The following is a 23,076-nucleotide window of genomic DNA, read 5'->3' on the forward strand; positions in this document are numbered from 1 at the left end:
TCGCAGCCAAAGAGCAATGCAGCGGGTATCGTAGGGGGCACCATTAGTGCTATAAAAACTGTTTTGCGTCTCAGGGGCTGCTGGGAAGCTATTCATCTTCCTGCCTGTCACATCTCCTACCTGAAGCTCTTCCGTGAAGAGGGAGAGATCCTGATGACGCCCAAGTTGATCAAAGGCTTTAAGACTTCTCGACGCGTTGCAGTCTGACTTTCCACGGCCGGATCAGAAACAAGAAGAAGGTCTCTCGCACCCTTCTCTCGAAGGCTGGGCGCACGCCATTATATATTATTTCTAATTAGAGTATTACTACATTAGCGTTCTTCCATCTTACTGGAAACACTCTACTTATAGATCGAGGGTGCGAGAGAATCACAGTGAGGGTGCGAGGAAACCACAGTGAGGGTGCGAGAGAATCACAGTGAGGGTGCGAGGAAACCACAGTGAGGGTGCGAGAGAATCACAGTCTCCGCTGACGAGGGTGCGAGGAAATCACAGTTGGGGATTTCTGCCCCTATGAAGAGTGCCCTTCTCCTGCACAAACCATCGTATTGGGCCTAAAGCTAAAGGGTGCGAGGGAATCACAGCCGCTGTTCCAAGGGCGAAAGGCCCAGCGTTTTTCGCTAGAGAGATCGGTTCTCGGTCGATAAGAGCCCCCGGACGACCCGTTGACGCTTCCAAATAGGCTGGTCCAAGGGCAAGGGTGCGAGGAAATCACAGTCCTTAGGTTGGAGAGTGCGAGGGAATCACAGTCTCTAGGACGGAGGGTGCGAGGAAATCACAGTGAGGGTGCGAGGGAATCACAGTCAAAATTGCCCCTGTCTCCGAAATTGGTTAGAGTATCTGTCTCTGAAAATGCGTTATCGAGTCGAATGGCGTAGTGGCTAAACGCTGAATACGGCGACTTGACCATACAGTCCTCAATCACTGGCCCCACTGACGGTGGTGACCCGCCTATGTCCAAACAGCGGAGGTTGGAGTTCGATGCCCAAGAGGATCAGGTCGTGGCAAAGGCCAACCAGCTTATCCAGGGACGCCATGACTTCACGACCGCGGAGCAGCGGATCTTCGTTTCCATGATTGCGAAGCTTAACCGCAACATGGAGACCTTTCCTGAACAAAAAATCCGGATCGAGGATGTCTGCGGACCTTCCGGGATCGATCCCAGCAATCTTTACCGCAGGGTCGACGAGATCACCGATAATCTACTGGATAAGAAAGTTTCCGTACGACAGAACAACAGTCAGGGTGAGGAGACCCGCTTCAAGAAGTACAATGTGTTTTCGATGTGTGAGTACAAGCGGGGCAGTGGGACCGTCACCGCGAAGTTTAACGACGACATGGCTCCCTTCCTCTTGAAGCTGAAGGAGCGGTTCACGCTCTACTTGGTGACAGTCTTCCTGCGTCTGAGATCGCGGTACAGCACGCAAATCTACGAACGCCTCAAGATGCGCCAGGACCTGCGTCACCTTTCGATGTCGGTCGGGGAGCTTCGCAGAGAGCTGTCGATCGAGAACAAGTACTCGAAGTTTTCCGATCTCAAACGCTCCGTACTGGAGAGGGCACGCAAGGAGCTGAAAGAGAAGGCGGACATATACTTTACCTATCGCATCAACCGAGTGAACAACTCCCCTCGGTCGATCGACTTTTTCATTCACGACAACGAGCCCGTTATCCAGGAAATTTTGGAAGGAAATGAGAGCATGCCCGATTCCGTGCCCGGTCGGAAAGAGCAGAAAGAGAATGAACCCGCAAATAGTGTAAAAGGGGAGGAAGGCCAAAGAGAGCCCCCGAACGTCGACGCGAAGGCATTATTCCTCAGTGACCGGACACAGGAAGAAATCCAGTTCTTAGACCAGGACCAAGTCGATGATCTCTACGGGCAGGCCCGGGACCAAGTCACCAGAGAGGAGGGGGAGGTGTCCGAAGTATACATGGAGTCGATGATTGCGTCTCGAATGGAAAAGCTCTGGGGCGAATCATCCCGCCCTTGAAGGATCCTTTGTCCTGAGGAACGAGAAATGGCCTAGACTAGAGAAGGCCTTCCGAATATCTCAGAGTGGTGTGAATCGACTCGTGTTGTCCCTGGAGACCTGTACTCGAGGGCGCTCACCTTTCGGAAACGAGATGTCCACCAGACTCATCGAGCTGAGCCAGTCGCGCTCGCCTGCCTGTGAGACATCCCGTTCTCCCGACGAGCCTGTCTCTGACGGAGGCCTCCCCGCGGGCTGGGAGGTACCAATACGCAAACGCTCGCCGCTGTCGAGGCGCTCGTCTGGATGACCCCCACTGAACATTATCCGGCAAGAGAGGCCTGTGCAATTCGGTGAGGGTTAGCTACGAACGTAGGGCCGTCGTATCGACACGTGAACCGGAGGTAGAGACGTGCGCAGAATTTTCCTCCAGTCAAGCTGAAGGAAGACAGCTCGACCGTAACACATCCAGACCAGTTGCGATGAGAGGAGGAGAAGAGAAAACTCATGTTCAGAAACGGGGCTCACCTGTGGGGCAGGGCCCGAAAACTCAGACGTAGAAATACTCCGAGGTGGAGATACAAGGAAGGAAAACGCTGTCCCATCTGGAACTAAACCAGGGGGGAGGGGCACACCTAGTGAGCTTGGTCTCAGTCGGGCTGGCACGTCGGTCGTTTCCGTAGGCTGTCCCTGAGGCCTCGGACGGGGTAAGGTGTACCGTTCTCACAGTTTGGAGGAAGGCACCCCAATCCGCCGAGAATCCGATCATTGCCGATCGCGGCTGGGACGGAATTCGTTCTTGCATGGTGATTGCCAGTAGCCGCGTACCCGCGAAAAAAGCAATTCACAGGGTGAATGTCATTGAGAGGGTAGCTCGGAGGTATGCCGCCACACAGGGTCTGACAGGCCCTGCAACACTGGTAATCCGTTATTGCAAGGCAAGAGCTTATGTCACGGCTTTGCCCGTCCTTGTCCAAGAGTTTTGCTGCATCCGGAAAAGCTTTTTAGTTTTCGAAGCTAGCGTGCTTTAGTTATCCTTGTCTCGTCTTCGTGCCTCTTCGCCCGCATATTGTCGCAACGAGCTTCGTGTTGGACCAAGCAGTCACACAGAGAAGCTACTACGGTCTGCTTTACATTTTGGATCCTGCACATACCTGAAAGTAGCGTGCAATAACAGAGATTAACGGGCCAGCTAAATAGACTCAAATCATGTTTTGGGTACAAGGTCTGACGGCCTCTGCCTGGGCTTGCACTAGCCTCGTGCCTCATGTTCTTCGGCAGATCGTCTTGCTTCGATCATGATACCGATGCTACCGGTGCTGAAGACTTGGGCACGGTGGATGTTCGTGCCATCATCAAACCGATTAGCGACTGGCAAGCAGTGGCCCTGAAAGATAAGTATAAGCTACGCTGCGAGGGTCTGCCAGGACCATCAGCTCGATACAATCAGAACTTCGATGAAGAGCGAAGACGCAGGTATCACCACGTATTGGGGCGTCGAGCAACTGCATGGCTCTCTTTCCAGTCCGGCCGGCCCGCGAGCAGCCCGGGGATGTCATCCACGGGCTCTTTCCCTACGGAAACAGGTGGTTGTTTCTGATGGAGAGAGACTTGCGGAGAATCCATTCTCCGACAGAACCCGCGCAGGGTCCGAACCTCGCGGGGTGACCTGCCTAGAGACAAAAGCCCTGCCACTGATATCGATGAGCGAGACCAGCATGGGCGTGGACCTGCCCCCTGAAACGCTGGAGAGAACAGAGAAGGCCGCTCCACCGGACGATAGAAAAGAGGCAGTTACTCAAGTAGTCCGGAATTAAGGACCGGTCGTCCCCCCCTTTGAAGAGGCCAGGACCGGCGACCACGGTCAAAGTGCTGCCGGCTCAACACCAGCGATCTCGAATCGGGCTCCTCCACTGTTGCTCTCGGACACCGACAGGGACCAGCCGTGGGCTTCCGCGACTTCCCGGACAATCACAAGCCCCAGCCCAGTTCCTCCCTCACGGGTGCTGTGCCCCGCCTCAAAAACGGTCTCGCGTTGCTCAGGAGGGATACCTGGGCCGTCGTCCGCGACAAAGAACCCGTCTTCGGTTCTGCTGGCCGTCACGGTGGCCGCCCTCCCGGCGTGGTCAATGGCATTGCGGAATAGGTTCTCCAGGAGTTGCCGCAGGCGCCCCTCGTGGGCCAGAAAGCCCGAACACGTCTTCGAGGAACCCTCGGTTCTAGCCTCGTTCTCGACGCAGAGCGTTGCGTCCGGACTACCAGCTTGCTCCCAGGACGCCTCGGCGGCATCTCTGAACCGAACCGCCGTCACATCGTCGGGCCCGAGGTTCTGATCCCCGTGCGCCAGGGCAAGGGTGTCGGTAATGATTCCCTCCATGCGGTCCAGGGCTCGTTTGGAGATCCGCAGGTGTTTCTGCAGCTTTTCCACCTTGGTCTTTTCCTCACCATGCTCGTCGTCGAGGGCCTCCGATGGCTCGTTCGAGTCGAGATCCTCGGAGTCGAAGAGATGCCGGGCCATGTACAGGTTCATCTGGGCCGCATTCAACGGATTTCGGAGGTCGTGGGTGACCAGCTCGGCAAACTGCTCAGTGCGCTCTCGGGAGCGCTGTCGCTCGAGCTCGTAGCTCGCCCAGCGGGTCAGAAGCTCCACGAGTGCTTCGTCTTCGTTGCTGAACGGACGGGCCCGGGCTTCTTGGGATGCAAAGCAGAACGTGCCGTAGAGTTCTCCCTCCACCTCAATCCGGGACCCAATGTACGCGCCGAACCCGAACCGCTCTCGGGCCGGATCCGCCTTCCAGCCGTCGGCCGGCGCATTCTGGATTGACAGAAGCTCCTCCTGGCCAATGGTTCGCCGGCAGTAGGCCTCCGAGAGCGGACAAGTCTCCCCCGACTGAAGAAGTGGATGGTCGCCGGAGGCGTACAAGATTTTCTGGGTGGCCTTTGCCTGTCCCGAGGATGCCCCTACTGATTCGGGGGGCGCGTCGTCCTCTTCGTCCCCGAGGGACTTTGTCTCTTCAATGCGGGTCAGAAATCCGTAGGGAAGCTCCAGGTGTCTTCTGCCGAGGTCGATCAGGCGACGGGTCTTCTCCTCAAAGGTCGCCTCCCCGTCGGCGGTAATCCGGTACATTCGTCGGAAGACCGACTGCTCGTTCGAGGAAGAACTCTCCGGAGACGAGCCCTCCTCTGAGTGTCGTTTTGTCTTGCCGTCAGGCATGGTAGGTACCTCAGTGCAAATCGGGATTGGCAACGCGAGGAAGCCCCCTTTTCCTGTCGTTCTGTGGCATGCTAAGGCGAGCCCCTCTCGAATTCAATTATGACGCGCACGGGCAAATAATTCGCCGGAACGGACCTTCATCGGGCGAGCCCAGGCTCATCTCCAGACAGTGCGTGTGGGCGCACAGATCGGAGCTTGAGTTGTTGGGGCAGACGATGAATGCAGCAGCAGCCCAAGCGACTTCGAGAATCTGTCGAGGTTCGAAGGCCTCAGCACAATCGAAATAGGGAGAGGGAGCCCACGCCCAAGAGAAAGCCCACGTCCAACCCGGCATGTGGTCTCGGCGGATAGTATCGGCCGTCGAGGGGGCACTCCGTAGAGGGAGCATCGCCGAGGCAAGACCGGAACAGATCTGTCCGGTTTGGGAACAGAACCTTCCCTGCGGCGCGGCTTTGCCTGGAGGAGCACGTCGGCAGTCTCAACTTTGGGAAACAACGAGGGCAAAGGATGGCCGCTAGAGACGGATGGGCCTCCCCCGATATTGGTAGGACGGGGACGCAAAACCAGTGGGCTGTCAATCTGAGAACGACTCCGCACCCGGCAGGTCCAGAAGAAATTGGGTGTAGAGAACGCTCTTCTGCGTGAACTTCTCCCGCAACGCCTCCAGGTCCGGACTCGACGCGTCTTGCGTCCAGTCTGCCCAGACTGGGTCCTCCGCGCACGTCTCCCAGTCGAGGGTTACCTCGACTGCGCTGAGTCCCGCAAACTCAGGCCCCATGGTCTTCGTCAAGAGGTTGGCCACGTGGACTGCACGCACGTCCCGATTCGCCTCTGTCACCTCGTCGTCGTGATGTTGCTTCGCGACCGTGGCCAGAGACTCCGGGAGATCCAACGTCTTCGCCGCCCACGCTCCCGCCTCAGCATGGTCGTAGCCGAAGGCCGCACGCTCGCGAACTCGGGGGCTGGCATTTCTATATTCCCGACCGGCTTGGCGTTGGTCGTAGAGGGCAGCCGCTGTCTCCGGGTAGTTGTAGATCAACACGAGCTTGCCCAGGTCGTGGATGAGCCCCTTGGTAAACCCCTCCCACCGCAGCAGCGTCTTCTGGTCCCGGTCCGGCTCGGTGTCTTCACCAGGCCGATCATGCAGCATCCTCTGCACGAGCGCCCCTGTCGCTTCGCTGTGGTAGATGAGACGGGTGAGGCACGGAGCAGCAGGGCCCTTCAGGAGCGCATTCCACCGCCGCATGCTCAGCTCCACGATCAGTCCTGCCGCCGTTATCGGGCCGATCATCTGAACCCCCCGCTCCAGATTATCAATTGGCCGCCGGAGCCGGCCGTTGATGTGATTCAGGATCCGCCTCTCGAGACGGGGGTCTGCATTTATCGCTGCGGAAATGGCCTCCAGACCGACGCCCCCTGATTCATGGAGAGGCGCTAAGACTTCTGAAAGCCCCCGCGGAAGCAGGGGCACGTCCAGGTCAATTTGCTCCTCGGTGGCGCCGGGAGGGTCCGTGTTGTCCATCAGCCAGGACGAAGCAGGTGACGATGAAGGTCGCCAAAAAGATACACGTCACTCGGAAAGGGGTTCAGCCCTCCAGGCTCGTTCCACGGGAAGGGGACCTACTGCCCATGGATACCTGGTCTTGCACGAGTATCGGATGCGAGCGTAGGCCCCCATGGTGCCCTTGTTTCCCAGATCCAGATGCCCGTCACACAGCCGTAGGCCTGAGTGTAGTCTACAGGTCCCACGACCGCATGGGGCACTTACGACAGGGTCGTGCTCAGTCTGATAATTATCGTTTCAGGCATTCTCGAATGAACAGCTGGAGCATCGAGACCGTGGGGTTGTCGGTTTAGTGAGCAGGTGGCTCCTGACAGGGAGCCTCCCTCGAAGAGCCAACAGGTGCAGACCCCAGGGGGGGACCAAATACACTAACTTCCTTGGGATCGATTCGTGTGTGGTCCGCAGTCAAGACACTGGACCAGAGCTATGCGAGGACAGCCTGACTGTTATTTGGCGTCTGAGAACTGGTTCGAAAATACCGGAGGCGGAGGTCGTCGCGTCATAAAACCCCGTGGCCGCGGCAAAGCGAGTTTGTATACCAGAAGTGCGGGAGACCGGCGCTCGTGCTTCCACTTCACTGTGAGCCCGGTCAAGGTCCGTTCTTCCTCGTCCTTTTGTTAAGCAAGCGCGTAGGGTCGGGGGTTTCGTACTTCGGCATGTTTATTGCGCCGGGATAGGATCGACCGTCATAAAGCCTTCCCCGCCGTCCCCGCACGCTGAGATCGACACCCCCACAGACTCCATCCCTTTAAGCTGAGAATGCTTTTATGGACCCGATCGCGTCGACTTGACTGTTCCAGGACATCGGTGGCCGAGAGTCACCTAGACCATTCTCTTTTCGTTTACCTCGTGACCAGATGCATAAGGAGACTCAACAGATGAAAGAATGAAATTAGCACTCGACAGTGTACTGTTGGTCCATTTCGTCTTCCTCAGTAACGATTCTCCTTCAGGGTCACTTTTTCCCGAAATATTTGCCACGTGTAATGTTTAAAACCAAAGAGTTTCCAAGCGTATTCGAGGCCAGCACTGCTGAACTCGTCGACGTATCGAACAACCTGCTCACTGGGTTGAAGATTAACCACAACGGGAGCAGCTATGTCGTCGGCGAACTTGCCCTGCTTGAAGGAAATACCCCGCACAAGGGCATCAACAACGCTCCGTCCGATCTGGACTATCGCCTGTTGCTACGGGCCGCTCTGGCGGTAGCTAAGTCCGGGATTGAAGGTCCGATGTGCATCACCACGGGATTCCCGTCTTCCACCTACGGGGCCAATCGGGATGCGGCGAAGGACCTGGTGGAAGGAGCGCACACTATTGACATTGACGGGCGCACTTTTGGGAAAAGCCCGGATGTTAGCATCGAGGTTGAAGTTGACCAGGTCGAGGTCATTCCCGAAATTGAAGGGTTTATTTCCGGAGTACGGCGGGGGAAGCTAAACGAGCGCGATCCGTTCTTTGCCGTCGGGCTCGGGTACGGCACCATGGAGGCTGCCCTCAGCCTTCCCTCTGGCATCGTACAGAGAACCACCACATCCGCCAGTGGCCTTCAGTACGCCACAAAGCTCATGTCTGATCGTCTTCAGCAGGAGCATTACCTGGACATGCTTACGGACCATCAGCTTGACATGGCGATGCGCGAGGGCACGATCGTGATCGGTCGAAGGAAGATGGACCTTACCGATCTGCGTCAAGATGTGCTGTCGACCTACTACGAGGACGTTGTTTCCCCGACACTCAAGCGAGCGTTCGACGACAGTGACTTCGGTCGCGCAGAAAAGATGTACGTCGGTGGGGGCGGGGCGCTGTTCGACGAGCTTGTCGACGACTTCACCGATGAGTTCGGGGACATTTTGTCCTTGAAGATCGTCCCTGACCCCGCTTCGTTTATCAGTCAGGGGTATGCGCTACACGCCGCGGATGTCGCCCGCCGGGATCGAGCCGTGGGGCTCGATATCGGCAACGCCAACACGGTAATCAACCTCTTCGAGGAAGAGAGCGTGTGAGCGACTCAGCTTTGCACTGAGGGGCCTGCTGCACTGGAATGATGTGCCCCTTTTTGTGTGGTACGATGCGATGCCACGAGCGACACTCATAGGAGGACACTCGTTGGAGGAAAGTCTCCGCTCAATCCCGACGTAACTCTCTTCAGTGGCCCAGGCCCTTTCACGTTCCGTGCTTTCTTCATGCTCCCCTTTGGCAACTGGTCTTCATCGAGTAGAGAGCACCCCCTATCCGTCCCGGATGCCTTTTCCGGTTCAGTCTTGCACCGGGACTGCACCGCTGAAGGGACCTTTAGCCTCGAACATTCCGATCTCCTCGTGAAGGGACGTCTGTGCGGGCCCATTACGACCGAGGGATGCGTGTACATAGCTGAAGGAGGATCCACTTTGGGCCCAGTTTACGCATCGAGGGTGCTTGTAGAAGAGGGCGGGAAGGCAACGGGAATCATTCGTGCCTCGAAGGTACAGATCGGAGGCGTTCTGAATGCGGTTGTCCTTGGGTTCAATCGTGTCTCAATCCTGAAAAGTGCGCACGTGCGCGGCGCCATTCTCACTGCTAGCGAAGCGACATTTAAGGTCGCACTCGGGGCTCACTTTACGGGAACAGTGAGGGATGTGGGCCAGCCCCTTTTGAGGCCCATCTTGCCCGGGCGGGGCCACGGGACCCTCAGCGACTCGGTACCGACCCTAGCCCATCCTACAGATGCCTCCGGCGCGTCTCAAGGGCAGGAGGGAACACTGCCGATCAAGCGGCCCGAGGAGGAGCAGACGACGGTATCTGTGACGAAGGAGCCTTCAGGCGACAGTCTTCCCCTTCCCTCACGGCCTACTGAGGGACTGGAAAGCGATTCAGAGGCGGCGGAGGATTTCGGAGTCGACTGGTAACGGCAGCCCTGCAGGCGTGCAGAGCAGATGGGCCTGCAGTCCCAACCTCAAACCCACCCCGTCTGTCGCCTCAATCTCGATCCGCGCGGCTTGGGCAATCGGTTCCAGCTTGGTTCTCCACGGATCCTCTATCGAGTGGCCTCGCCCGATGGCCGATCCCGAAGACGATGCCGATGTGGCCCCCGACGGGAACGGTGAAGATGCTCTCGGAAGATGTTCTCGCAGCGTCCCTCGGCGTTACATCCACCGAAAACGCGATCGCCATAGGTGCATTCGGCCAGGCTGCGACCGCTGGCGGGATGCCTGGCGTCGGGGCCTGTTCTGAGAAGGACCGTATCAAGAAAAGACTCTTCGTCTCGACCCTAAGCCAGCACTTTTCGGGCGTTAAAGTCCGTGGTTCCGTTGGGCGTCCGGCGTTCTCTTATCAGAGTTCACCCCGGGGAACGCCCCCCCCGGTCCAGCTCTGTCCCAATCAGTCCGATGCGTCTGGCTGGACACTGAAGCTCTCTTCCACGCGTGCGGCGGCCCCGTTCTTCCCCACCACCCTCAGCGCAACCTCGTAATTGCCCGTTGCCGAGAAGGTCACCGAAAACGTCTCGCCGGTGCCCTGTGCAGACTCAGGCCCGCTGATTGTCCAGTCGTATTCGGCGGGCTGTCCCTCTGAGCCCCTTGCATCGAAGGTCACGGAAGTGCCTGCCCGCGCCTTGCTGCCGGAGCTGATGGTCAGGCGGGGCCGCGGCGCGATGCATACAGGCTTGCTCAGCACAGTGTCGACCGTCCCTTCCGTTCCGCTCCCGTCGTCGACATAGGCCGTTACGTTGTAGTTACCGTAGCTTGGGAAGGTGGCCTCGATGCGGGTCTCGTCCTTGAGGGTCGGATTCTGCGCCTCGTCGGAGAGCTCGTACTCCAGGATGGTGCCGCCAGAGACGGAAATGATGACCGTTCCCCCGGGCTCCGTCGACCCGCCGATGTGCAGGGTTGGGCGCCTGGGTCCAGGGGTATCGTCTGAAGAGGCTCCGGGACCGGCGGTTGGGGGGGACATTGTCGACAGAAAGGCTATTCGGGGATGGGGATGCAACCTGCAAGAGCGGCTCGTCCTGTGGGGGGCGAACTCAGTCCGAGGACCCGGTTCCCTCGTCAGAACGATCAGCTCCGGTAGAGGCCCGCCCATCGGGTTCGCTCTAGGTTTATTAGGGCACGGGGCCTCAGTAAGCACTATCCTGTGGGTCTGTGCTGTGCAAGTCCAGTATGTCCAGCGCGTCATCGATCCGGCCGATGGTGTAGTCCGGTTGTTCTGCTGTCTCCGCCGGCGCTTCTTGTCCCCAGAGGTCACCTGGGCAGTACACCGTCGTACAGCCGGCGGCATTCGCCGGCCGGATGTCCCGCTTGAGGGAGTCGCCAATCACGACAATCCTGGCCGTCTGCAAGTCCGGCACTTCAACAATCTTACCAATAGACCGGCACACTCCCCGAAAGGTAGTAGGGGTCTTTTCTCGGAGTACGATGTCGTCGAAGTACTGTCCTTCTCCAACCTCATGGGCTTCAAACGCGACCTCCAGGCGGTCGGGCCCTCCCTCCGAGAAGAGCACAGACGCGCGGCGGTCAGGCCGAGCGCCCCGCCACGCCCCAACTCTCCTGAGAAGAGAATCGGCCCCGTCCAGAAGCGGAGGCGCTTCGCGCAGGGCAGCCCGGAAAGCTTCGGCCGCCGTTCGTGCCCGAGCTTCGTCGCATCCTGGAGGCCGGCGGCCGGCCTGAACCTGCTCGGAGGCCCAACGAAGGCGGTCCGTCTGCACATCGGCCTCGGGTCCGCCTCGACGGCCAGACATATAAAATGCCGCTGCCCGGGCCAGTCGCTCCAGGTCTGGACCCTCGCCGCCTGCGGAAGGGAGATGCTGGCTCAGGCGGTAGAGAACGTCGGTCCTTTCGGCGCTCCTCTCCGAGTCCGAAGACGCCCCAATCGGCTGTTCGGGGTCGGAGTGCTCATTATCGGAGTGCTCATTATCGGATGGATCCTGGACAGGCACATCTATCCCACTGCGCAGGACCTCAATCATCGCCTCCCGTGCGCGTCTAAAGGTCGTATTGGTGTTCCAGAGGGTGTTGTCGGCGTCTAGGACCACTGCATGAGGGGAGATCGGCATCAGAAGGCTCGGCTGAAGGGGTTAAAATGGGCAATTCTGCACTGGCCGGACCTGTGGCCCAGACGCCCCTCTCGGAGTCGCCGGCGCACCAGTGAGAGGAACGCACAATGGAAAACGACAAAGGAGCTTCCCTCGGCCTCCCACTACGAATCTTATGGGGACACGTGTGAGCGTATCTACGTGTGGGAACTAGCGGCGCAGAGGCAGAACATCACCGATCTCTACGCCCGGTGGTAGGTCCGGTGGACGGATGAAGGTGTTGCCACTGGCCTCCGCGTAGCTGCCAAACACCCCAGTTCCATTCTCGATCTCCTCCTCGATGTTTGGGATCTCCCCCGGGGCCAGGCTCCTCTGCTGGGCGGACTGGGTTCGGAGGAAATCGTAGAGGTTGTTGTCCACCACGCTTGCGCGGACCTGGTTCGGCCCGTAGAAGGCCACGGCAAGCCAGGGCAGGGTGATGCTGACGGTGCCGTCGTCGTTGCGGGTAAAGTTTGCCTCGTTAAGAAGGCCCGACGAGTTCACGCGAGAAGACGCGAGGGTGTCACTATCCGCGTCGTATCTTTCGAGGTAGAAAGGAGTGAGCAGGCGCCCGGCAATGCTGTCCGGTGGGCTGGGCGGGATCGACTGAAAGTCAAGTAGAGACCGGGACGTGAGTACGTACACGTTCTGCCGCTCTAGGGTGGACGGCTCAGGCCGGATCGTGAGCTCGAACTGTGGGGGATCGGAGCCTTCCTCGTCCGGGTACGTGGTTGTGTCATTTTCAGTCCGCACGGCTTCGACGGGCGCCGGCACGGTGGTTGTCGCCGTGACGACGGTGCCCTCTGGCGTGTTGACGCGCAATCGGTAGGAGGTGCGGGGCTCGACGGTGGCTGGGGCCTCAGGGGCATACACCCCGACACTGTCCGTCTCCACGTACGGAATGGATTCCGCGACGCCTTTCTCGTCGTTTAGCCGCTGCACCCGCACTTCCGCGCCCTGAACGGCCGTCTGTTTCGGGGTGTACTCCGCGTCCGCCCTTGCGGTACGCGTGACCCGGACAGAATCCAGTTCAGCCCCGGCCTTCAGATAGGCCTCGACGACGACCTGAGACTCTGTCTCCAGGGCATTCGTATCGCAGCCAACTAGGAAGGAAGAAGCAAGGCCGACGGCAGCAAGAAGCAGAAGGCGTCGCATGCGGAAGGGCGGAAGGTGGAACATTTGGGGCGCGTGGGTCAACGGCGGCGCTCAGTTCAGAAGGTGAGCGTAAACGACAGGTTGGGGATGGGAACCGGAATCTGAGGGACCTCGGTGCGGTCCAGGCTCCCGTCGTCTTGACGCTCATACTGGTAGAACCAAATATTCCGTCGGGAATACGCGTTTATGAGCTGCAGCTTGAGCTCGTAGTCACCAATTCCGAAAAATTCCCCGCCACGGGTTGCCCCTACGTCGAGGCGGTGATATGGCGGGAGGCGGTCGTTGTTGAAGGGACTGATGAGCACCGTTCGCTCGTCGGTAGTGGACTGGAACGGGCTATCTACGGTGCTAAACTGCCGTTCTGGACGGGTGTAAGGCTGTCCCGTGCTGTAGCTGAAGGTGCTGGTGAGGCGCCAGGCGCTGGTCAGGCGATATTTCGCAACGAGCGTCAGGTCGTGCGTTCGGTCGTACTTTGGCGTGTAGTACTGCTCTCCTCCCGCAGCCGTCTCGTTGATGTTCGGGAACCGCCGCTCGGTGCGGCCCAGCGTGTAGCTGAGGAAGCCCGTAAAATCCCCTGTCTTGCGGCGCAGCAGGGCCTCCAGCCCGTAGGCCCGCCCGTTGCCAGTCTGGAACCGCTCGGCGTAGGGAACCCCCGCGGTGCCTGACGAAAATGGATCTTCCCGGAACAGGCCGGGCATGGTGCGCCCGTACCCCTCGATCTCCGCCTGCCAGCCGTTCCCAAACTCCGTCGTAAGCCCCACTGCCAGTTGATCGCTTGAAGAGGGGGGCACGCCTTGATCGGCCATCAGCCACGTGTCGAAGCCCGTGAAGAGCTGACTTGTCTCCAGGGTCAAGTACTGGTGGTAGCGCCCGTACGCGGCCTGTAGCTGCACCGAAGAGGAGAGCGAGTACTCGACCGATAGGCGGGGCGAGAGCCGCCAGAAACTCCCTTTCTGAAAATAGGAGCCCCGAAGCCCCGCCTCCAGGGTCCAGTCTCCTGTCGGCTCGTACGTGTCTTTCAGGTACAGTGCTGCCTGCTGGCTCCGAAGGTCCTGGTCGTAGTTGACGGAGCCGTCGAAGGACTCCTGCAGCTGGAACGAGAGCGAGCTCCACTGGGCGCCCCCCTTCAGGGTGTGCTCTGAACTGGCCGTATACTCCACGTCCGCATTTACCGATACGTCGTCGACCCCGTTTTGCTGCTCAAACTGGGTGTTGGCAACGTTGGCCACGGGCGTGCTTCGGTACCGCGAGCCGGTGACCTGCAGGGTCGAGAAGGCCTGGCTCCCGAAAAGATGGGTCCAGTCAGCGCTAATCGTCTGGTTCCCATAGTCGATGTCGAACCGGCCGGCGTCCTGGAATTGGAGGTCCAGTCGGTCTTGTCCCCCGTACAGGGCAAGAGAAAGCTTATCGTCGGGGCCGGCATCGTAGTTGATTTTCGCATTCACGTCGTAAAACGCAAACGCCTCGGGAATGCCGTCCGTGTCCGTGCTCCGCAGTCCCGCCAGCACAGGCTCCAGGGTCGAACGCCGCACGGCAATCATGTACGAGCCGTTTGCCGACTCCCCCGTCCCTCCGTAGGGGCCTTCGATGTAGGCGCGAGAGGCGAGCAGTCCCAGGCTCACGCCGCCGCCGACGCCCTGCCGGTTGCCGTCTTTGTTGCGGATGTCGACGACGCCCCCCAACCGCCCGCCGTACCCGACCGGATAGGCCCCCTTGTAGAGCTGCACGTCTTTGATCGCGTCGGGGTTGAACGTGGAGAAGAAGCCAAAGAAGTGGGTCGGGTTGTAAACCGTGGTGCCGTCAAGTAGGATTAGATTCTGGCCCGGACTCCCCCCACGGATGTACAAATTGCTGGAGTAGTCCGACGCCGTCTTCACGCCGGGCAGGAGCTTGAGCGTCCGGAAAACATCCGGCTGCAGCACAGAAGGTAGTTCTTTGATCAGGGCGGTCTCCACCTGGTCCATGCCCATGGAGCGGTCCGCATCGGACTCGTCCCCGGTCACGACCACTTCCTCACCCGCGATTCCCTCCGGCCGAAGCGTTACGTTGAGCCGGCGCTCGTCACCAGTCGACAGCGTAACCGTCTCCGAGCGGGTTTGGTAGCCGATGTACGAAAACACGATCGTGTACGTCCCGGCGGAGAGATCCTGAATCGTGTAGTACCCCTCATCGTTGGTGGCTGCCCCTCGGCTGGTTCCTTCAATGACGGCGCTCGCCTGGATTAGTGTCTCACCCGTTTCGCCATCCCGCACGTAACCGCTCAGTGACGCGCCCTCCTGTGCGGAAACCGGGCTGGGGGCCCCGAGTGCGAGGAGGACTACGCAAAACCCGACGAGTAGGGGAAAAAAGTTGATGCGGGCGTTCATGCTCTCGGAGGGATGGTGAGCTGGCAGGAAGCGGCGGGCATGAATGGTACATCGGTGGCCGCCGTGCTCGATCGGTGCAGCAGCCTCTGCGCCTGGCGTCAGACGAAGCGCCTGTCACAGAGGACCACAGGACTATGACTGTGCTCTAAATTGGGTTTTCGATATTGACATGTACGCAGTTGAATGTACAGCGGTGCTCATCCACGGTTTACGTGTCAGTCCACGGCCCTGTAATGTATGTTGCCCGGTCTCGCAAAGGCTCACCATGGGGACGGGATTCTGACTACACGACCTGCAGATGCCTCTCATAGATCCGCGCGGACGGCCCCCCTGGAAGACTGATCGAGACGGTCTACAGCACGAGCGAGGGGGCGCCCTGGGTGGTCGGGACACCACAATGCAGATACCAAGTTTAACCTTTTCCCTCTGTGGCGCGTGTCTGCACATCGGCCTCCCGGTCAATCAGTACGCGGACGCGAAGAGACCAGTGCCGACCACCGCACCAAGGACGCGCCTCAGGGTTTTAGGAACTGCTCGGCGTCAGCAAGTAGGACTGCTACGTAGACAAAACCGTTACGCCGTTGCCTTCAGGTCTGCAGGTCAGGGGGCCACCGACCCTCGTCCACCGATGTCCATCTGCATATATCAAATGCGCCCATCCAACCCGACATGAGCAACCAGGAGACAACGTTCAGAGACATTTTGTCCTGGGCCTCATGGCTGAGCGGTGTGGTTGTGGTTCTTTCTCTGGTAGGAGTCCTAGCGTGGGTATTTTCTCCCCCAGGGGGATGGTGCCTTCCGGCTGGCGGGGCGGTCGCGGGCGGAGTCATGGGCTGGAAAAACCCCTCCTCCCGTTCGGCCCCCACGAAAGCTGTGCTCACGTACGCCGTGCGGGGGGCCGTGCTGGGGCTGCTTGCTGTTTTCGTTTATCAGAGCGCGTGCACGCCTGCCCCAAAGGAGCCGGGAACGCAGGAGCCAAAGCAAGAGATGCTCGTCCAGCCCTCTTCCGCAGACTCGTATTGACGACTCAGACACATCGGGCCCTTTCCGGCCAATCCGTTCATCAATGAGAGAGACTTGTTTTTCTGGCGCTCGTCCACTGACTGTTCGGCCGGAAGGATAGACTCGCATCTGCCGGGGTTGACATTTCCACGACCATCGTCCCCGTAAGTCGAAGGCCGTTCGTCGTCACGGGTCGGCGTACCGGATTGCGTGTATACGGGCCACTTGGGTTACAAAAAAATTGCATATCCCACGTAGGCATTCCGCCCGATCCGTTCGTCTCTTTCATGGCGTTTGGACGGTACAGCAACGCTGGTCACAACGCGGTACCAGTCGACAACGCCATTGCGCCACAGCACCGCTCTCTTCCACCACGCGGGCCGGACGAGTCCCCAACGTGCCCGGTGCTTCCTTTTTGCTGACCTCTTTTCCCATGCCCGACGCGTCCTCGCCCGATTCTCTGGACGCTCTCTGCGAGCGCCTCGCGGCGTCCAACGAGGCCGCGTTCGAGGCCCTGTTCGACCGCCTGGGCAGCCCGGTCTTTCGCTTCATCAGTGGCATGGTGGGCACGGGCCCGCAGGCCCACGACCTCACACAAGAGACCTTCGTGCGGTTGTGGGAGGCACGCGAGCAAATGGACGAGGTCCAGTCGCCTAAGGCGTATGTCTTTCAGATTGCGCGTAATCGCGTCTACAGTCACGAGCGCTCGGAGCGCACGCGACGGGAGCGCCGCGCCGAGCGCAGCCCGTCCTCTTCGGGCGGGGCCATCCCCAGCCCCGACGATGCGGTGGACACCGAGGCCCTCGAGGATAAGATGCAGGCCTGGATCAGTGCCCTACCGGAGCGCCAGCGCGAAGCGCTCTTGTTGGCCCGCGAGCAAGGACTGAGTCATGATAAGATTGCGCAGGTTATGGGCATCTCCCCCAGCACAGTCAACAACCACATTGTGAAAGCCATGAGCACCCTCCGCGACCGCCTCAACGAGTACCGGCCCGACCTGCTGTAGCTCGCGCGCTAGCCCCTCTCACCCTGCCTGTTGCTATTATGGACGACTCGATGCCCCCCGATCTTCCCGATCTATTCGACGATGCAGCCCCGGACCGCCAGCGCGATCTGGCATCGGTGTGGGCGGCGCTCGGCGAGGCGGAGGCCGCCCGCGACCAGGCCTTTCAACAGGAGAGGACCTGGACGGCCTTAGCGGAGCGCTTGGACCTGGACGCCGCCTCAGAGGGCTCGAGTGCTGCGCTACCCCGTGCGGAAGGCCGCCCGCCCCGTCCCCGGGACCCTTCCGATCCGGCACGCACATCCCGTCAGACGTGGTCCGGGCCTACGGCGCGGCGCCTTCTGATGCTGCTGGTGGTGCTCGGCGGGCTCCTCGCGGGAGGCTGGTTCTGGACGCGTCCCGTTACGGTTACCACTGCTGGTGGCACGCAGGCGACGACCACGCTCCCGGACGGGTCGACGGCCCAACTGAACGGCGGCACCCACATCACGTACCGACGCGGCTTCGCGGCTCTGCCCTTCGTCCCCGCCGAGCAACGGCGCGTACGGCTGGAGGGAGAGGCGTTTTTCTCCGTTACGTCCGGCGACCGGCCGTTTCAGGTGGTCACACCTACGGCCCGCGTCACGGCCCTCGGCACGCAGTTTACAGTGGAGTCCCTCCGCGTCGACGACGACACCACCACACAGGTAACCGTGCGGGAGGGACGCGTCCGGGTGGCGGCGGCAGGGCGCCCGGAAGACGCTGTCACGCTGGCGCAGCCCGGAGCACAGAGCCGCGTTGCAGGCGCCACCGCTTCTCCTACGTCCCCGACGATGGCCGACCTGAATTATGCCGAGGCCTGGCGGCGCGGCGGCTTTGCGGTCCGGCAGTCGCCTCTTCCCGCCACGCTGCGCAGGCTGGAGCGTCGGTTCGGGGCGACGATCCGCTTGAAGGTAGATTCCGTGCAGACGCGGCCGATGACGCTGCTCTACGACGAAGATGCACGCCTCGAGACTGTGCTCAGCGACGTGTGTCTGGTGCAGAACCTGTCGTATCGAACAACGAGTCAGGGGTACGTGTTGACCGAGCCATGATCGCAGGTCCGCTCGCTCCTTCATTTAGAACACCGCTGCGCCGCTGGTGGGCAACAGTGCCGGCCTGCGCTCACGGGTCCGGGGGCCCCGTCATGATGATGGGTGCCTTGCTACTGGTGGGCATGTTTTTCTTTTTCGGGGTCGCTCCGCCGCAGGCCTTCGCCCAGACGCCGACCGACGCTCCCTTCGCGGTGCGGGGCGCCCCTCTGGACGAGGCCCTCCAGCGCCTGGCGCGGCAGGCGGACATCGATCTTGCGTACCCCTCGGCCCTGGTAGAAGGACGCACGGCGTTCTGCCGCACGCGCCGGTCCGCTGCCGAGGCACGGCTGACGTGTCTCCTGCGGGGCACCGGCGTCGACTACGTGCGCAGCTCCGGAGGCACATACGTGCTCTTCGAGCGCCGGCGCCGTGCCCCTCAGCACGGCCGCCTCACGGGCACGGTGGTTGACGCCGCCACCGGCGAGCCGCTGCCGCGCGCGACGGTGCTTCTCGCCGACGCCTCCACCGGCACCACGACCAATGAGGGGGGGCAGTTTCAGTTTGGGCGCGTGCTCTCCGGCACCCACCGCCTCGTCGTCACGTACGTCGGCTACGCGACACAGGTGGACAGCATCGTCGTGGCCCCCGACGCTCGCCGTCGCCTCCGCATTGCGCTCAGTCCACAGCCGGTATCGTCCGAGCCGCTGGTGGTGAAGGGCCTGCAGCAGCGGCTGCCGTCCGACTCGCTCGGGCGTGCCGTGGTGTCGGCCGATCCGCTCGCTCGCCTTGCGGGGAGCGGCACACCTGGGGTGCTTCGGCGCGCGGGGCGTGAACTGGGCACTACCACACACGGCCCGCTGGCGCGCCTCCACGTGCAGGGGGGCAGCAGTGGGGAGCACGTGCTGCGGCTCGACGGGGTGCCGGTGCGAAACCCCGTTAGCCTGGGCGGCTTCTTTAGCGCCTTCAGCCCGCTGGCGCTCGACCGACTCACCGTCCACAAGGCCGGCTACGAGGCGTCGCAGGGAAGCTACACCGCCGGCGTCCTGACGGCCACGCACGACGTGGGGCGGGCCGACGAGCGGCTGGCAGTGACGGCCGACCCGATCAGTGCCAACGGGCGGGCCGACGTGCAATGGACAACGGACCAGGGGCGGACGGGAGGGGCCATGGTGGCGGCTCGGGGCAGCGCCTGGCCCCTCTACCAGGCCGGCACGCTGGAGCACCTGCTGGGCACGTGGACGGCCCCAGACCCCGCCCTCACGTCCTTCTGGCTGTCCGGGACAGACGGACCGACGGCCGTGCAGGCCCAGCGCCACCGCACCGACGCCCGTTTCTCGGACCTGCACGCCGCCGTGCGGTGGCCGCTCGGGGCCTTTCACACGCTGTCGGTGTCGGGCTACCGCGCTGACAACCGCCTGGAGGCCGCCCTGTCCAGCCGCCTCGCCACCGACGACGGCGCGGCGACACTGGCGGCACAGGACGAGTATCTGTGGCGCAACACGGCCCTCCAGGCCCGCCACACGTGGACAGCCAGCGAGCGTCTCAGCACGGCGCTTCAGGCCTACGGCAGCTGGCACACCTCGCAGTACAGGTACGGCCTGCGCAGCTCAGCGGGCGCCGCCGGTCCCCTCCAGCTGCCTACGTCTGTTCTCGGCGATTCGCCGAAGGAACGCAATCGCGTGGCGGAGGGCGGCCTCACAGCGGAGGTGGACTACAGCCCCCGCGCCGACCTACGCGTCGAGGGGGCCCTCGAGGGGCAATACATCGATGGGGCCTTTCGCCTGGAGAATCGTTTCACGGGGCCGGTGGTGCACGGAACGCGGGCCTGGCAGTGGAGCGGGCATCTCCAGGCCACCGCGTCGCTCGGGGTAGGGACCACTCTGACCGGCGGCACGCGCCTCACGCACGTGCCCGTCCGCAATCAGACATATGCCGAGCCGCGCCTGTCGCTGCGACACGACTGGGCCGAGGGGCCGTTGGGGGGCGGTGCCTTTCGTCTTGCCGGCGGGCTCTACCGGCAGTTCGTCACGCAGGCGTCCGTCACGAGCGCCGAGCCGACGTCCGTACTCCCAGATCTTCAGTTTTGGCTTCCGCTCGACGCCAGCGTGGCCCCGCCGCGGGCCTACCACGGCGCAGCCAGTGTTCTTCTGCTTCCGAGCACGGCGTGGTCGTTGCGGCTGGAGGCGTATTACAAGCGCCACCCCCGCCTGCACCACGTGGACTACCCTCGCCTTATCGCCGCGGCCGGCTCGGAGGCGGGGACCCCGCGCCGGGTGTCGCGCCAGTCTGCACTTCTGGGAGAGGGCGAGGGCCGCACCTACGGGCTCGACGCCACCCTGCGCCGCCGCACTGGGCGCGTCACCGGGCAGCTGAGCGCCGGATGGGGCACGGCGCAGCGTCGCTACGAGGAACGCTTTGATGCCCGGTGGGTCTCGGCGCCCTGGGAGGAGCCGGTCCGCCTTGCCACCCAGGCGCGCGTCCGCCTCGCCGACGGCCTGCAGGTGCGGGGACAGTGGGAGAGCGTATGGGGGCGCTCCTGGGCCCTGCGCCGCATCTACTACGACTATGTGGGGCCGGCCGGCGGGGGCGGCCTGGAGCGCTCGTCGCTCAATGCCCCGGGCACGGATGTCCTCGCGCCGTACCACCGCCTGGACCTCGGCCTGCAGGGGGAGCGGACCTGGCGCGGCGTGACGGTGGCCGCGCAGCTCACGCTCGCCAATGCCCTCGGCCGGGCCAACCCGTTCGACGCCTCGCTCCGTCGGGGGGCCGGTACCACCACCCGCCAGCCCCGCACGCTGCCGGGGCGCCGCCTCGTGGGCGTCCTGTCGCTCCGCTACTGAGCCCGCGGGGGTTTTTCTTCGCCGTCGCCGCCCGCGCCTCCCTGCCGCTGCAGGGGGCGAGGCCGGCCGGAGGCCTGATGGTGATGTAGGGGGATAACGCCTACGTTACACCACGGGTATGGGTACTGGGGCCGCCGGGCTCGTCACAAGTGCGCGATTACCAAACGTGACTTCGGCACCCTTTATACGGCAGCGTCCCTCGTTGCCCCATCACACCACCAAAGATCCCTCTTTATGACCCTCGCAAGCACTATTCGTTCAATACGACTCCGCCGCGCACTTCTTGCCGCGGCCCTGCTGGTTCTTCCATTTACTTTGATTCTCAGTGGCTGTGATAGCGGCGGGTCAGGAATGGATGAGAGCAGCAGTGTGGGCGACCAGATCACTTACGACCTGACCGCCCAGACCGACGCTGGCGTCAGCGGCACTGTTACCTTTTGGCGGGCCGGTCCCGAAAGCAGCCTAGTCACGCTTAATCTGGATGGAAGTACAACCCTTCCTGGAAAGTCGCACCCGGCTCACATTCACGAATCCGATGGTGGTAACATTGCTTATTACCTGAGTGCAGTCAACGGCAGCAGTCCCAACGGCACGACCGCCCGGAAGATTGGGGTGCCGATCGACTCCCTAGCTGCCTTTGACGGGTACGTGAACATTCACGAGAGCCCGGCAAACCTCGGAAATGTCGTGGCGCAGGGTGACATCGGCGCCAATGCCCAGGGCACTGACGGGTCGGGATTGGATTTCGTGGCGAATCCGGACTCTAGAACTTATACGCTAAACCCGAACACAACTGAGGGAAGCGTCCTCTCCAACGGAGATGCCACCACAGTCCGCTTCGAAGAGTTGACTAGCTCAAAGACGCTGGTGACTTACTCACTCGATATAGATGGATCGGTGAACCAGAACGTGGAATCCAACGTCACGGTCGCCCAGATCGGTCACATCCACCAGGGAAGCTTGGCGAACGCTCCCGGTTCTATCTCAAACAGCGACAGTGACGGGTTCTCCGGCTATCTCGGTTCGGTGGCGCCCACCGACCCGGATGCCCGAAGCAGCCGCATCATCAACGCGAGCTTCGACAAGCTTACCAGCTACAACGGCTACGTGAACATTCACCAGAGCATTGCCAACTCGCAATATAAGTTCGCGCAAGGCGACATCGGCTCCAACGCCGAGAATGGCGGAGGGTCGTCCGCCGACGTGACGGTGACCATCAATAACGAGGGAAGTAGCGCGTGGGTGGTTGACAATGTCGAGGGCGCCAGTGGCGTCGCCGGCAGTGGTCAGAATCCAACGCTCACCCTGAAGGTAGGTACCCGCTACCGCTTCGACAACAACGGGGGTAGCAACCACCCGCTGGGCCTCCAGAACAGCAGTGGCGAGTATCTGCTGAACCAGACCGACTCCGGCTCCGGCAGCCTCGAAGGTGACAGCGGTATCAACTACGAGGAGGACAGCGACGGAGTCGCCTTCACATACACCCAGTCGCTAGCCGATGCGGTGAAAACCTATCGATGCACCGTGCACTCCTCAATGGAAGGCACCGTCCAAACCGACGGGTCTGGTGGTGGTGATGATGGCGGTGGTTACCCGTGACTTACGCTGTTGTACTCAGCGGTGCTCTCGTGCCTGTGAAGAGCCGCGCCCCAGCACCATTTTTGAGCAGCCGTCCGGCCCGGGAGCATTTCCGGGCCGGATGCGGTTTTGTGAGAATGGACGCCAGCGCATAGGCAATACAAGGCCTCAGTGGAGACACGAAAATCGGCTGGCATGACGACACGTGGATGGATCCGCTCTATTGTGACTATGGCCGACCCCTGATGCGGGTCTTGAATTTGCCTCCTTCTTTACCCAGGGCGG

Annotated in this window: 12 protein-coding genes; 6 read left to right on the top strand and 6 right to left on the bottom strand. The window is 61.4% G+C overall.

The window, feature by feature from the left end:
- Nucleotides 1-902 precede the first annotated feature (902 nt).
- Nucleotides 903-1,991, top strand: coding sequence for a replication initiation protein (locus OJB03_RS12695; RefSeq protein WP_263788017.1), 1,089 nt, complete (start codon nucleotides 903-905; stop codon nucleotides 1,989-1,991).
- 1,843 nt (nucleotides 1,992-3,834) lie between these two features.
- On the opposite strand, the gene OJB03_RS12700 is transcribed toward OJB03_RS12695, so the two are convergent.
- Nucleotides 3,835-5,097, bottom strand: coding sequence for a sensor histidine kinase (locus tag OJB03_RS12700; protein ID WP_263788019.1), 1,263 nt, complete (start codon nucleotides 5,095-5,097; stop codon nucleotides 3,835-3,837).
- Nucleotides 5,098-5,758: 661 nt separating this feature from the next.
- Nucleotides 5,759-6,706 carry an HDOD domain-containing protein gene (locus OJB03_RS12705; RefSeq protein ID WP_263788020.1) on the bottom strand — a complete coding sequence of 316 codons (948 nt, stop codon included), beginning with the start codon at nucleotides 6,704-6,706 and terminating at the stop codon, nucleotides 5,759-5,761.
- A gap of 1,028 nt (nucleotides 6,707-7,734) precedes the next feature.
- On the opposite strand from OJB03_RS12705, the gene OJB03_RS12710 reads away from it, so the two are divergent.
- Nucleotides 7,735-8,754 carry a ParM/StbA family protein gene (locus OJB03_RS12710; RefSeq protein WP_263788023.1) on the top strand — a complete coding sequence of 340 codons (1,020 nt, stop codon included), beginning with the start codon at nucleotides 7,735-7,737 and terminating at the stop codon, nucleotides 8,752-8,754.
- A 1,354-nt stretch (nucleotides 8,755-10,108) separates the two neighbouring features.
- Here OJB03_RS12710 and OJB03_RS12715 read toward each other — a convergent pair.
- The 4 genes from OJB03_RS12715 to OJB03_RS12730 form a co-directional block, all read right to left on the bottom strand.
- Complete coding sequence (locus tag OJB03_RS12715) at nucleotides 10,109-10,678, bottom strand: PKD domain-containing protein (RefSeq protein ID WP_263788025.1); 570 nt, start codon at nucleotides 10,676-10,678, stop codon at nucleotides 10,109-10,111.
- A 163-nt stretch (nucleotides 10,679-10,841) separates the two neighbouring features.
- On the bottom strand, nucleotides 10,842-11,777 hold the full coding sequence (locus OJB03_RS12720) for an HAD family hydrolase (protein WP_263788027.1): 936 nt from the start codon (nucleotides 11,775-11,777) through the stop codon (nucleotides 10,842-10,844).
- Between the two features lie 189 nt (nucleotides 11,778-11,966).
- Nucleotides 11,967-12,950 (bottom strand): DUF4249 domain-containing protein, encoded by a 984-nt coding sequence (locus OJB03_RS12725; RefSeq protein ID WP_263788029.1) that lies wholly within the window; start codon nucleotides 12,948-12,950, stop codon nucleotides 11,967-11,969.
- 56 nt (nucleotides 12,951-13,006) lie between these two features.
- A complete protein-coding gene (locus tag OJB03_RS12730) occupies nucleotides 13,007-15,316 on the bottom strand; it encodes a TonB-dependent receptor (protein WP_263788031.1) in 2,310 nt (769 codons plus the stop codon).
- Between the two features lie 1,435 nt (nucleotides 15,317-16,751).
- Between OJB03_RS12730 and OJB03_RS12735 the strand changes: the two genes are divergently transcribed.
- From OJB03_RS12735 to OJB03_RS12750, 4 genes are all read left to right on the top strand, one after another.
- The gene (locus tag OJB03_RS12735; RefSeq protein WP_263788034.1) at nucleotides 16,752-17,324 is read left to right on the top strand and encodes an RNA polymerase sigma factor; all 573 of its coding nucleotides are present in this window, start codon (nucleotides 16,752-16,754) and stop codon (nucleotides 17,322-17,324) included.
- A gap of 38 nt (nucleotides 17,325-17,362) precedes the next feature.
- Entirely contained in the window at nucleotides 17,363-18,394 is a 1,032-nt protein-coding gene (locus tag OJB03_RS12740) for a FecR family protein (protein ID WP_263788036.1), read from the top strand.
- Entirely contained in the window at nucleotides 18,391-21,213 is a 2,823-nt protein-coding gene (locus OJB03_RS12745) for a carboxypeptidase-like regulatory domain-containing protein (RefSeq protein ID WP_263788038.1), read from the top strand. The genes OJB03_RS12740 and OJB03_RS12745 overlap by 4 nt, the downstream gene beginning before the upstream one ends.
- A 234-nt stretch (nucleotides 21,214-21,447) precedes the next feature.
- On the top strand, nucleotides 21,448-22,812 hold the full coding sequence (locus tag OJB03_RS12750) for a cupredoxin domain-containing protein (RefSeq protein WP_263788040.1): 1,365 nt from the start codon (nucleotides 21,448-21,450) through the stop codon (nucleotides 22,810-22,812).
- The last annotated feature ends 264 nt before the right edge of the window (nucleotides 22,813-23,076 follow it).

The organism is Salinibacter grassmerensis (assembly GCF_947077765.1).
GTDB classification, from domain to species: Bacteria; Bacteroidota; Rhodothermia; order Rhodothermales; family Salinibacteraceae; genus Salinibacter; species Salinibacter grassmerensis.

Excerpts from the sequence above, each read along its gene's own strand:
- OJB03_RS12700 (WP_263788019.1), bottom strand. The coding sequence starts at position 5,097 with ATGTACCGGATTACCGCCGACGGGGAGGCGACCTTTGAGGAGAAGACC.
- OJB03_RS12705 (WP_263788020.1), bottom strand. The coding sequence starts at position 6,706 with ATGGACAACACGGACCCTCCCGGCGCCACCGAGGAGCAAATTGACCTG.
- OJB03_RS12710 (WP_263788023.1), top strand. The coding sequence starts at position 7,735 with ATGTTTAAAACCAAAGAGTTTCCAAGCGTATTCGAGGCCAGCACTGCT.
- OJB03_RS12715 (WP_263788025.1), bottom strand. The coding sequence starts at position 10,678 with ATGTCCCCCCCAACCGCCGGTCCCGGAGCCTCTTCAGACGATACCCCT.
- OJB03_RS12720 (WP_263788027.1), bottom strand. The coding sequence starts at position 11,777 with ATGCCGATCTCCCCTCATGCAGTGGTCCTAGACGCCGACAACACCCTC.
- OJB03_RS12725 (WP_263788029.1), bottom strand. The coding sequence starts at position 12,950 with ATGCGACGCCTTCTGCTTCTTGCTGCCGTCGGCCTTGCTTCTTCCTTC.
- OJB03_RS12730 (WP_263788031.1), bottom strand. The coding sequence starts at position 15,316 with ATGAACGCCCGCATCAACTTTTTTCCCCTACTCGTCGGGTTTTGCGTA.
- OJB03_RS12735 (WP_263788034.1), top strand. The coding sequence starts at position 16,752 with ATGCCCGACGCGTCCTCGCCCGATTCTCTGGACGCTCTCTGCGAGCGC.
- OJB03_RS12740 (WP_263788036.1), top strand. The coding sequence starts at position 17,363 with ATGGACGACTCGATGCCCCCCGATCTTCCCGATCTATTCGACGATGCA.
- OJB03_RS12745 (WP_263788038.1), top strand. The coding sequence starts at position 18,391 with ATGATCGCAGGTCCGCTCGCTCCTTCATTTAGAACACCGCTGCGCCGC.
- OJB03_RS12750 (WP_263788040.1), top strand. The coding sequence starts at position 21,448 with ATGACCCTCGCAAGCACTATTCGTTCAATACGACTCCGCCGCGCACTT.